This is a genomic window from Robertmurraya mesotrionivorans, assembly GCF_050971805.1.
Lineage (GTDB): Bacteria > Bacillota > Bacilli > Bacillales > Cytobacillaceae > Robertmurraya_A.
The window spans coordinates 12328-24663 of sequence record NZ_JBPCCH010000022.1; the positions used below are offsets into that span (position 1 = coordinate 12328).

The window sequence follows — 12336 nt, forward strand, 5'->3', positions numbered from 1 at the left end:
AATCTGGCTTGTTCAATTCCTTTGTCTGTTAGATAAACTGATTTTGATCGCTTACTGTCACGAATTAGATCATCAATCTGCATTCATATTAGTGAACTCTCCTTTCCCTTCTATATTGTAATCGGGGATTCTAAAACCCTGATTTTTATAATAAAACTTAGCTATTCAACAAGACCGTTCCCTATGTAATCAAAAGTATTTACGTCAGCATAAACAACTATATTGTTTGGTTTGGACTTACTCTTCGTAGGAAAATCAATCAAAAACACTTCTTTTCCTTCATATGATTTATCATAAACCTGACTCATCATATTTTCATTAAGTATTATTTTAGATACCTTTCCATCTTTCCAGTTACCATCAACCCATTCTTTTTGTTCTGTGGACAATTGGCCCCAAACCATTTCTCTGACATCATTTTTTTCAGAAACCTTATCGTCTTGTTGTTTGCTTGTATCAATATTTTCATTTTCATCTATAGATTGTGCATTTTGATTTGAACAAGCAATTATTCCATTCATAAGAACTGTTAAAAGAATTAATAGTGTAATTTTCCTCAATTTTTCCACCTCCATGACTTATTTGACGGATAGCAACTAAATATGTTTCAAGTATCCTATTTTGCTACCTTTTGAATTACTGAAAATAAATCATCAAAAGTATTAATATAAGCTATATTAATGTCTATTAAAGAGGTTATGTGTTTTTGGGGGATTACAACATTAAATGATCAATATGGTGCGTGTACTGTATCAACTAATATCGGGGAATATCAGAGCAATAAACATTTACACTGGCATGTTCATTATGGAAATCGGATTAATTATTCGGATGGTACTTGGTGTTGAAAAAATTTTAGGTTAAAGCTGTCATATGGCAGGTTTTCTTATTTTATTACTTTGGGTAAGTGAATTAGGAAGTACATGGATAAAGGGAATTAGTTATGTAGCCAATGATGTTGAAAATTATTACTATGTAAACTTAGGGGCGAAAAAAATTTAATTATAACTCCTTTACTTAAGGGGGCTTTCCTTAAATAAACCAGCTCTTTTTCTTCTTCCAAAAAAAGAGCAGGTTTATTTAAGAAGGGGATTTTTACCGAAAAATAGAATATTAAAGTAGAACAGACTTAATTATAATGAAATTAGCTAAACAAACTATCTAAGGTCTTGTAACAAAACATGTTGCTTAAATAAAGGCAGCATTCAAAGATGGAGGAAATTTATAAAATGAACGAAAAGACTTTTTCAAAAGATGCAATAGCTGTACTAAAAGAAACAAGCCGTACATTTTATATTCCGATTACCTTTTTACAAAAGGAGTTAAAATATACGGTTGCATCTGCTTATTTAGTATTTCGAGCAATTGATGAAATTGAAGATCATGAAGAAATAGACAACGATGTAAAATACAGTATCTTAATGCAAGTAAGTGAACTATTTAAACAGCCATTTGATAACGAAAAATATTTACGGATTCTTGGATCGACAAAAGATGGAATGCCTGAGGTTACACTTCGTTTAGAAGAATGGCTACAAGCTTGTCCAAAGGATACTCTACCATTTGTTATGAACGCTGCCTGTGAAATGGCATTTGGTATGGCAAAATGGGCAAAAGCAAACTGGAAAATTCATACACGTGAAGATTTAGATGACTATACATACTACGTTGCAGGACTTGTTGGAGTAATGCTTTCAAATCTTTGGGAGTACTGTGCCGGTGTAAAAACAGACACTGAACTTGCCATCGGTTATGGTCGTGGGCTTCAGGCTGTAAACATTTTGCGTAATGAGAAGGAAGATTTAGACGAACGTGGTGTAAGTTTTGTACCCGATGGTTGGACTCGTAAGGAGCTATTTGAATATGCGGATGAAAACTTAGCAAAAGCAGATGAATATATGAAGTCTCTCAATAAGCGAAATATTTTATTATTCTGCCGTCTTCCACTTGCTCTAGCATATAAAACCTTAACAGCTTTGAAAGAAGGACGAGAAAAAATAACACGTGCTGAGGTAGAACTAACTGTTGCAGAAGTTCAAGTAAAATAACATAAGAGTAACCTTGACTGTGGGGGTTGATCCAAAAGGATTAACTCCTTTTTTTTATGTAATACTGCCAATTCCATACTCCTATCATCAAAAAATAAGAGTTAATTCTTAAATAAAAAATTTTCCTTTAAATTAGTAAAAAAATTTACTTGTTAGGGTGGTGGTTGAATCGTATAATATTGGTATGGATTATTGGAGGTAATTGACAATGGCGACAATTAAAGATATTGCAGAACAGGCGGGTTTTTCGATTTCTACCGTTTCCCGTGTGTTGAATAATGATGAGAGCCTTTCTGTACCAGATGAAACACGTGAGAAAATATATGATGTAGCTGATAAGCTTAACTATAGAAGAAAAACGGTTCGGCAGTTAGTAAATAATATAGCCTTTTTGTATTGGTTGACAGAACAGGAGGAGCTTGAAGACGTTTACTTTAAAACGATGAGGCTTGAAATAGAAAAGTGGGCGAAGAAGTTTAATGTGGAGCTTACCACATACAAAATCGCAGATGGAATAGCCAAAATCCCTGATAATATCAAGGGTTTTATAGCGGTGGGTTCTTTTACAGAGAAGGAATTAACTCGTCTCAGAAGCATTACCCCAAATGGAGTTTTTATTGATACGACACCAGACCCTGTTCATTATGATTCCGTTAGGCCGGACCTTTCTGAAATGACGAAAAGAGCAGTGGATTTCTTTGTTGACAAGGGGCATAGCAGAATCGGCTTCATTGGAGGCACGTATCATAATCCTAATACAGGGTTTGAGGAAATGGATATCCGAGAGAAAACATTTCGTGCCTATATGGCTGAGAAGGGTCAGTTGAATGATCGATATGTATTCTGCCGGAGAGGCTTTTCCGTGGATAACGGGTACAATCTTATGAGGAATGCCATTGATACTTTGGGAGATGAATTGCCTACTGCTTTTTATATAGCTGCTGATCCGATCGCGGTGGGTTGTTTACAGGCCTTAAATGAGTATGGAATTGCGATACCAGGACGAGTCAATCTCATTAGCATAAATAATATTAGTATCGCAAAGTATGTTTCTCCACCACTTACGACTTTTCATATTGATTTAATGGAGTTATGTAAAAATGCAGTACAGTTATTGCTTGAAAGAGTGGTAGAAAAGCGCAAAATTGTTAAAACACTATACCTTGGTTCTGAACTAGTGGTTAGAAAAAGCACGGAATAATCATTGATTATTAGTAAAATATTAATTGATTTTCTAGTAAAAGCGTTTCTGTTATAAACAGAAGCCCCAAACCCGATACGGGATCATCTTATAAAGTAAAAAGGGCTTTGTGTCGTACTTACATCGTACACACGAAGCCCTTTTTTTAATGAGATTTTTCTCTTGTTTTATCCAAATAGTAAGCAGTTATCCAGGAGGTAATCGGAATAATTAGGGCTACGCCTATTCCAGCACAAAGGATGTTGATCATTTCGGAACTGAATATTTTTGAATTGACAATGTCTCCTAGTGAGTAAGATAGGTCTTTAAACCAAATAAGCATAGCTAAGTATCCGCCAAAGAAGGCAAAAAACAATGTATTTGTATTGGTTCCTAGTATATCTCTGCCAATGCTGATTCCAAATGAAAATAAATCATTCCTACTCACCTGCTGATTATGATTGTAGAGCTCGCGCATAGGAGAAGCGATGGAAATGGCCACATCGATAATGGCTCCAATCGTACTCATAATGATCATGGCAGCGCCAATTTTTACAAAGTCGACTCCTAAATACAGAGAGAACATGCTGAGTTCTTCTGTTTCTTCTTCTCCAAATCCTTGAATCATTGATTTTTCTGTGACAATCACAATGAAAAATAGCAAAATAGCCAGTGTGATGATGGTAGAAACAAAGGCAGTGATGGTTTTATTGTTTACTTCATTGATAAAAAAGAGATTAATACAACTAATGATCGTACAGGCAATTAAGGTTAGAATAATTGGGTTTGCGTTTGGATCAGTCATGATAAGGATGGTCAACAAGAGAACAGCGAAGTTCAAAAATAAGGCAATAAAAGACTTTGCTCCTTTTTTTCCACCAATCAGTACCATCAATATAAATAAAATCGCTGCTAGACAGAATAATGCATTCATGATTTTGCCCTCTTTCGATTTACAAAAAAGATAGATATATAAAGACCAATCGGAATTGTTAACACAATGCCGATTCCACCAGCTAGGGCCCGAGCTAATTCCAATGAAAGATTCATGGAAAGGGTGTAGCCCAGTGGAGAACCGTTTTTCATATATAAAATAAGCATCGGGATAGAACCACTTATATACGCAAAGAACAATATATTGGTCATCGTTCCCATTACATCTTTCCCAATTTCCATGCCTGAAGATGTAAGAGCCTTTATTGATATATGGTTGTTTTTTTCGTACAACCCAAAGATAGAAGACGACATAGTAATGGCAACATCCATCACAGCACCTAGAGATCCTACTAATACTCCCGCCATAAATACGGTTTGAGGAGGACGAGTTAGAAACTGCATTTCTTCATAACGAAGGCCTTCTTCAGAAGTTAGCCACATGACTAGATATGCAATGAGTAGAGAAAAAAAGGTTGCAAGAAGGGTTGCTATGATGGCTGCATAGGTTTTCTCATTAAAACCGTTAACAAGTAACAGGGAGATGGCAGTAAATAATATCGCACTGATACTGCAAGCGACTAACAAGCTGATGGCTGATGTTTTTAAATACATATCTAAGGCATACGAGAGGAGAACGGCATTGACTGCTAAACTGACAATCGAAAACAACCCTTGCTTTTTCCCAACGATAAGCAAAGTAAAGATAAACATCCATGCTACGATTAGCACGTATTTATCGCGTTTTACGTTTTTGATGCTTCCCGTTAATACTCCTTCTTCATTTGTATTCGTATCCATCCAAACAAACAGTTCATTTCCAACTTGATATTCTTGGTCATAAGCTCCTGAAGAGGAATATTCATTGGTTAAATGGATATGCTCTCCCTTTTTATCTCCATTTTTTAATTCTGCTACAATTTGTTGTGTGTAAAGTTGATCTTTATTATTATGCAAGTCAGTTACTTGGGTGGTATCTTCTAGCGTGGTCTTGAGGACTTTCGCTATAGGGCGTTCATAGAATGAATAATTGTTATTCACAAAAATAACAGAGGCTACAAAACAAAGAGCTAGTATCACGTACATCACTATTTGTTTGTAAGTCAATTTTTTCAACTGGTTAAGTATAAGATTCAAGTATAAACCTCCAACTATCGGAATTGATTCAGTGTAAAACAATGGCCTAAAAATAACAAGAATGTTAGAGTTACGTCAAGTAATCCTCTCTATAGGCTTTGGTAAATTAATTTTTGTAAAAACATGACAACCTGATAAAATAGAACAATAATCTACATGGAAAGTTGGAGAGTTAATGACAAATCGTAGTGTGATTTTTTTTGATATCGACGGAACCTTACTTACCCATAACAAAGAGTTACCTGCCTCAACAAAAGAAGCAATTTTCACATTGAAAGATCTAGGTCATGAGGTAGCGATTGCTACAGGAAGAGCTCCTTTTATGTTTGAAGATTTGAGACAAGAGTTGGATATCCATACATACGTAAGCTATAACGGGCAGTATGTCGTGTTAAATGGAAACGTCTTACATACGAATCCCTTACATATTGAGTCACTAGAAAAATTAACCGCTGCTGCTCTTGAGAATGATCATCCCGTTGTGTTTATGGATCATGAAGATATGAGAGCCAATGTACCAGAGCATGACTATATTAAACAAAGTATCGATACGTTGAAAATTGATCGTTTCCCTACGCATGATCCTCACTACTACAAAGGTCGTGACTTGTATCAAACTCTACTTTTCTGTACAGAAGGGGAGGAAAAGCAATACGCAGAGCAGTATGATGCGTTTGATTTTGTTCGATGGCATCCTGTTTCCCTAGACATCGTACCAAAGGGTGGATCAAAAGCAAGGGGAATAGAAAAAATCGTGGATGCGCTTGGATTTCCAGCTGAAAGCCAATATGCTTTTGGTGACGGACTCAATGATTTGGAGATGCTCTCCACAGTGAAAAACAGCGTAGCTATGGGGAATGGAGAGGAACAAGTAAAAGAAGTGGCTAGGTTCGTTACCAAGTCAGTTGAAGAAGATGGTATCCTCCACGGACTAAAAATGGTGGGTCTTTTATAGAAGTAGAAGGGATGGGATCTATGTAGATTCTATCTCTTTTTTTATAAATTTCATACTTATATCACAATTGAACGGTAAACTTAGTCACGGTATTAAATATGACATTGTTCAAAAAGGAGATCTATAAGTGGAAACGGTTATCAACACTACAACTAAATCAGATGCACAACAAAAATCATCTCTTTATCGAGCCGTGTGGAGATGGCATTTTTATGCTGGGATTATGGTTGCGCCTTTTTTAATCATCCTTGCCGTTACGGGTTCTATCTATTTATTTAAGCCACAGATCGAACAGGTGATATATCAAGATTTATTCGAGGTTACGCCACAGGATGAAAAAATCCCGGCCTCGCAACAGATAGAAGAAGTAAAAAAGCTATACCCTGACGCAGTGATAACTAAATATCGCCCTGGAGAAAATGCCACACGTTCGAGTGAAGTGAGTATAGCGGTAAACGATCAATCATTAACCGTCTTTATCGATCCTTACACGGGAATGTCCTTAGGAAAATTAAATAGTGATGATCGAGTCATGAATAAAATAGAAGAATTTCACGGCGAATTAATGATGGGAACACTGGGAGATAGAATAGTAGAATTAGCTGCATGCTGGACCATCGTGTTGATGGTTACAGGTCTTTATTTATGGCTTCCAAGCAAGAAGCCGAATATGTCAGGTGTCCTTTATATGAGATGGAATAAAGGAAGAAGTATGTTAGCAAGAGACCTGCATGTTGTTCCTGCCTTTTGGATTACGGCAGGGATGCTATTTTTGGTGATGACGGGGCTCCCTTGGTCCGGTTTTTGGGGAACTCAATTTCAAACGATCGCTACCAACTCTGGGGCAGGATATCCACCTTCCGTTTGGATAGGAAATGCACCTGTCTCAACCGTTACGAAAGATATCGCGGAGGTTCCTTGGGCAGCTGAGACATTAGATGTGCCGGTTTCAGAGGTGCAAGGCTTCATCCCCTTATCAATCGATGATGTGGTTCAGATTGCGAACCGTGAAGGGGTTCACCCAAGTTATACGGTATTTCTTCCAAAAGAACCAACAGGAGTGTACACTTTATCAGCTTTTCCGCCAAAAGCTGAGGATGAGATCACGATGCACATTGATCAATATACGGGTGCCGTGTTAACGGACTATCGATTTGATCATTATGGTTTCATCGGACAAGTTGTTGCGTTAGGGATTACCTTGCATAAAGGAACACAATTTGGGTTGATCAATCAGTTGGCTAGTCTTTTTATTTGCTTAGGAATCATCCTTGTTGCCGTTAGTGGATTTTATTTATGGTTAAAGCGGAAGCCGAAAAAAAGTATGGGTGCACCGAAAACGACTAGCATCAAAAACATGAAGCTATTTTTAGTCGTTTTAGCAGGTTTGGGCATTCTGTTTCCTTTGGTTGGTTTGTCCCTGATCGTCATTTTTCTGATGGATGTGTTATTGATTAAAAGAATCCCATTCTTGAAGAGATTTTTTCATGCATAACAAGGGGGATATAACTATGAAAAAAGTATTTTTGATCGCAATCATTGGTTTATTCCTTGGAGGATGTTCCCTGAAAGAGGATGTGGCTGAGTTATATTTGCAAGAACAGCCCCTTCACACAGAAGTCGTTCTACCTGATACCATAACGAGTCAGGAACAAGTGCCAATTAAGGTTATTCTTACTCAAGATGGCAAAAAAGTAGAAGAGATAGATTCTGTGGAATTTGAAATGTGGAAACATGATGACTACCTCCACGCTACTATTGAAAAACCGGATAAACTTGAAGAAGGAATATATGGGATAAACAAAACGTTTGATCGTGATGGACTTTATTATATAAAAATCCATGCAAGTAAGGGTGGAGCAATCATCATACCCCAGGTTCAGATCGTTGTTGGCGAGCTTTCTAAGAGTGAGCTAGAATACTTACAAAAAGACGTTCGAGAAAAAGAAGAAGGCCATGATCATCATCATTGATATATTGTAAAACTTTGAAAAAAGATCTCTATATGTTACCAAAGGGTTCCGTTTTCGGGTGCTTTATTAATAAAAGACGTATGAATTGGCATACGTCTTTTATTTATTTATCAAGGTTTCTACGAAATTCCATTAACTTTGACTTAGCAATTGACATCATTATGATGGACAATTAGTATTGTACATTTAAATGAGGGTCAAAACTTCTGTTAGTACCAATTTTATTTTATAAGCTGGTCGATAAAAAGCTGTTGATTCCGAATCTAGGATCAAAAGGTTCCGCATTTATCTGTTGGGGGATCAGGTTATGCACCCAAGCTAATAAATAGACGGAAAAATTCCACTTATAAAGTAAATACGATAAAAAATAGCTTGAATAGACGGAGAAATTCCGCCTATTGACTCGAAAAACGTGAAAATGGGAGATTTTGCTTTCCATAAGCGGAAAATCTCCCCTTATTTACCCCGAAACGGGCTCCATTTTGCATCTAACCGGAAAAACTCCGCTTATTTTATTTTTGCTGGCTACTCGATAAAGGACAAGACATCTTATTTAAAAGGGAGTGAGTTTATCTCAAAAATCCAAGAAAACTTCATTTTGATGTATTACGGTGTGTTTTATATCAAAAGGCTTTTATATTCCCTGTTCCTATGTTCCAAAATACCACGATATGCTAAATTGGGTATAAGAAGTATCAGAAAGGGCTTTCTTGCATGAGGAGGTGGGAAATGTTTTTTTCATTACGTAATCGTTTATTTTTGGTTTTTACCTGTTTGTTAACCATTCCATTTGTCATCTTCTCCTTCTTGGTTCCAAGTTGGTTTTCGTCTGTGATTGAAGAACAGACTCAGGATTTAACTGTGGAGATGATGGATCAATATTCGTTGTATATCCAGTCGATTACCACTCAGGCGGAGGATTTAGGAAAACAAATTCTCGTCAATCCAACGACATTGCAGTGGATGAAGACAGATAAAGTGTCATCGGATGTAACGAAAAATCAAAGGTTATTAATCAGGAATCAAATGAAAAGTCTTCTTGCTTCAATGACGGTTAATAACTCAAATGGAATGTCCATCGGGGTCATGCTCAATGATGGCACAGGTGCATGGGGAAACAACCCCCTTTTAAAGCAGGAAAGGTGGTATAAGGAGTATATGGGAGATGGAAACTCGTTTGTTGCGTCCCATAATGATCCTTATCAACCTACTCCAGGGAATATTAATAGTTATATATCGCCATTGATAGATATGAATACACTCGCTTCCTATGGCATCATCAAGGTGAATTTTCCAACCGAATTGCTTGAGACGGCTTTAAATAAAAACAAGGTTGGACAAAAAGGACATGCCTATTTATTAAACAAACGAGGAGAGAATGTTTTAACAGGGGAGATTCATACACCGAAACAGGTGCTATCGACTAGCCTAACAAAAATCAATAAAAGTAAAGAGAATAATGGATTGGTAGAAGTAAAGTTGAACAATGAAACGTACTTCGTGTTTTATCAGAAATTATCTGTTGGTGGTTGGATTTTACTAAGCGAAGTAACGGAGTCGGACTTATTTTCAAAGGCGAATGATCTGCGCCATCGCATGCTTACGATTAGTGGATTCGTTTTCTTACTTACCATTTTGGCCTCATATATGCTCGCGTCCAATATTGTAAGTCCATTAGGGAAGCTGGCAAAAGCAATGGGATTTATCGAAAGAGGAGATTTTGCCGGTGCTAAGCGGTTTATGCCAACGATTAAATCTCAAAACAATGAAGTTGGTTATCTAGTAAATGTATTTGGACATACAGTCGATCAGCTGAAAAATAGAATTGAGACCGAATATGAGGCTAATATTCGGAGAAAAGATGCCGAATACAAAGCCTTGTTGCTACAGATTAATCCTCATTTTATGAATAATACACTTGAAATCATTGGTGGCTTGGCTGCTCAAGGGAAAAATAGAGAAGTAATGAATGTTAGCGTATATTTAGGACGAATGATGAGGTACTCCCTAAACACTCAAAATGATGTGGTCACTTTAGGGGAAGAAATGAGTTATATTCGCAGTTACACCAATATTTTAAAAATGAGATATGTGGACACCATTTCTATTACGATTGAGGAAGATAGCTTGGCCAAACACCTTCCAATCATTAAATTTATCCTCCAGCCACTAGTGGAAAATGCAGTGAAATACAGCTTTAGCGAGAAAAGTTATGCTGATATTTTCATCCAAACAAGAATGATTGATGAGCAATTACTATTATTGGTTGAAGATAAAGGTGTGGGAATGTCCGATGATATGTTAGTAGATCTTCTTCATCAGGAAGACACACAGAAATCAACAAGTGTCCTACAAAGTAAGGGAACGAGTATTGGTCTCAGAAATGTACTCGGTCGTTTAAAGCTTTATTACGGTGAGGACTTTTCTTACCAAATTGATTCTACCAAAGGGATAGGGACAAAAATCCATCTGCGTATTAAGTATAGTGGAGGTGACCCGAGATGTTAAAGGTACTCATCACGGATGACGAAAAGCAAGTGCGTATGGGGCTTCGGATGAAGATTGATTGGGAAGAAGAGGGGTTTGAAATCATTGGAGAAGCATCTAATGGAAAAGAAGCATTAGAATGGTTACGAACGATGAAAACAGACCTTGTTATCACTGATATGAGAATGCCTATTATGGATGGTCTTGAATTTGCTCAACGCTGCTTTGAAGAATTTCCACAGGTGAAAGTGATTGTACTATCAGGGTACTCTGATTTTGAATACGTCAGAGGTTCAATGCAGAAGGGAGTAAAGGATTATTTATTAAAACCTGTTGCTCCAGATGAACTAGAAGACATATTACGAAAAATTCGTAAAGAAACGGAAGAAGAGAAGAAAAAGCAGGCGGAAGCAGCCCAAATGAGGCATCTAGCCATGACCCGCCTCCAAGAAGTGCAAGAACAATATTTGTTTTATTTAGTAAAGGAAGAGTGGACGGAGTCATCTATGGTAAAAGAAAGACTTCGACAACTTCATTTGGAAGACATGGTAAGTGAAAGCAGAAAATTCCGTTTTATAACAGTCGAAATCAGGGATAAAAACGAACAAGCATATCGTTTAAAAGAACTATGGCTCCCGTTTCAAATGATGTGTAAAGAAATAGCACATGGTGAAAAGGGATTGTATACGTTTTATGATCCTAGTTATGCGAATATGATTCATTTTTTACAGGTTGTAGACAAAGAACATGATACGCTTCCTAGTCTAGTTAAAGATATCCAGAAGAATGTACAAAATCTACTTCATTTAGAAACAGTGATTGGCTTAGGTAGTGTGGTAGGGGGAGTAGCTAACCTGAAAAATGGCTATATTTCTAGTTTATTAGCTTGGAGCAAGAGCCAATTAGGTTCTCGTTCTCAGATTATAGATGCGTCCGATTTACAGGAGGACGATTATGAATTTTCGTCAGATATGGAAAGAAAATTAATCAATGCGGTCGAAACGGCCAATTTTGGATTGTTTAAGGAAAACTTAGAAAATCTTTTAGGAAGAAATGAAGCTCAGTCCATTATGGCCTTCTCCTTCCTCTCGAACCGGGTATTATTTTTATTAGGATCAGCTGCCCGTAAATATGATATGGAAACAAGAGACGTTCAGAACATGATGTGGAGTTGCCAGCAAAGTATTTGGGAATTGAATTCCTTCCTTAAAGTGATTGAACAGCTTATGGAGTTAGGGCAACTGATTATTGAAAAGGTAAGAACGGCCCGATTTTCTAATGGAAAATTGATTATTGAGGGTGTCCGTCAGTATTTGGATCAGCATTATGCAAATGAAATCTCTCTTACCTTTCTATCAGAAATGTTTCATATTAATAGCGCTCATTTGTCAGAAACCTTTAAACATCAAGTGGGGCAAAATTTCAGCGATTATCTCCTGAATGTAAGAATGGAAAAAGCAAAGGAATTCTTGAAGGACAAACAGCTTAAGATTATTGATGTTGCCAATTTGGTTGGTTATTCGAACTCCGGATATTTTAGTACGGTTTTTAAAAAGCATTTTCAGCAAACACCTGTTGATTTTCGTCATTCATACGAAGAAAAACTAGGAAGGATATGAACAG

General features: G+C 36.9%; 10 protein-coding genes. 7 read left to right on the forward strand and 3 right to left on the reverse strand.

The genetic code is table 11. From position 1 onward, the window contains the following. Positions 1-161 precede the first annotated feature (161 nt). Complete coding sequence (locus ACRX5O_RS21375; protein ID WP_433907798.1) at positions 162-560, reverse strand: hypothetical protein; 399 nt, start codon at positions 558-560, stop codon at positions 162-164. A 669-nt stretch (positions 561-1229) separates the two neighbouring features. Here ACRX5O_RS21375 and ACRX5O_RS21380 point away from each other — a divergent pair. Then, positions 1230-2048 (forward strand): squalene/phytoene synthase family protein, encoded by an 819-nt coding sequence (locus ACRX5O_RS21380; RefSeq protein ID WP_433907799.1) that lies wholly within the window; start codon positions 1230-1232, stop codon positions 2046-2048. 208 nt (positions 2049-2256) lie between these two features. After that, complete coding sequence (gene ganR, locus ACRX5O_RS21385; RefSeq protein ID WP_433907800.1) at positions 2257-3249, forward strand: galactan degradation operon transcriptional regulator GanR; 993 nt, start codon at positions 2257-2259, stop codon at positions 3247-3249. A gap of 145 nt (positions 3250-3394) precedes the next feature. Here ganR and ACRX5O_RS21390 read toward each other — a convergent pair whose 3' ends face one another. Both ACRX5O_RS21390 and ACRX5O_RS21395 read right to left on the reverse strand, forming a co-directional pair. After that, complete coding sequence (locus ACRX5O_RS21390) at positions 3395-4162, reverse strand: YibE/F family protein (protein WP_433907801.1); 768 nt, start codon at positions 4160-4162, stop codon at positions 3395-3397. Further along, on the reverse strand, positions 4159-5298 hold the full coding sequence (locus tag ACRX5O_RS21395; RefSeq protein ID WP_433907802.1) for a YibE/F family protein: 1140 nt from the start codon (positions 5296-5298) through the stop codon (positions 4159-4161). Before ACRX5O_RS21395 ends, ACRX5O_RS21390 begins: the two co-directional genes overlap by 4 nt. Positions 5299-5473: 175 nt before the next feature. Here ACRX5O_RS21395 and ACRX5O_RS21400 point away from each other — a divergent pair, with 175 nt between their 5' ends. From ACRX5O_RS21400 to ACRX5O_RS21420, 5 genes are all read left to right on the forward strand, one after another. Next, positions 5474-6253, forward strand: coding sequence for a Cof-type HAD-IIB family hydrolase (locus ACRX5O_RS21400; RefSeq protein ID WP_433907803.1), 780 nt, complete (start codon positions 5474-5476; stop codon positions 6251-6253). A gap of 127 nt (positions 6254-6380) precedes the next feature. Beyond that, on the forward strand, positions 6381-7748 hold the full coding sequence (locus ACRX5O_RS21405; RefSeq protein WP_433907804.1) for a PepSY-associated TM helix domain-containing protein: 1368 nt from the start codon (positions 6381-6383) through the stop codon (positions 7746-7748). A 16-nt stretch (positions 7749-7764) separates the two neighbouring features. Next, positions 7765-8226, forward strand: a complete 462-nt coding sequence (locus ACRX5O_RS21410; RefSeq protein WP_433907805.1) for a FixH family protein — start codon at positions 7765-7767, stop codon at positions 8224-8226. A gap of 729 nt (positions 8227-8955) precedes the next feature. Beyond that, positions 8956-10734, forward strand: a complete 1779-nt coding sequence (locus ACRX5O_RS21415; RefSeq protein WP_433907806.1) for a cache domain-containing sensor histidine kinase — start codon at positions 8956-8958, stop codon at positions 10732-10734. Further along, positions 10728-12332: a response regulator transcription factor gene (locus tag ACRX5O_RS21420; RefSeq protein WP_433907807.1), complete on the forward strand. Its 1605-nt coding sequence runs from the start codon at positions 10728-10730 to the stop codon at positions 12330-12332. The genes ACRX5O_RS21415 and ACRX5O_RS21420 overlap by 7 nt, the downstream gene beginning before the upstream one ends. Positions 12333-12336 lie beyond the last annotated feature (4 nt).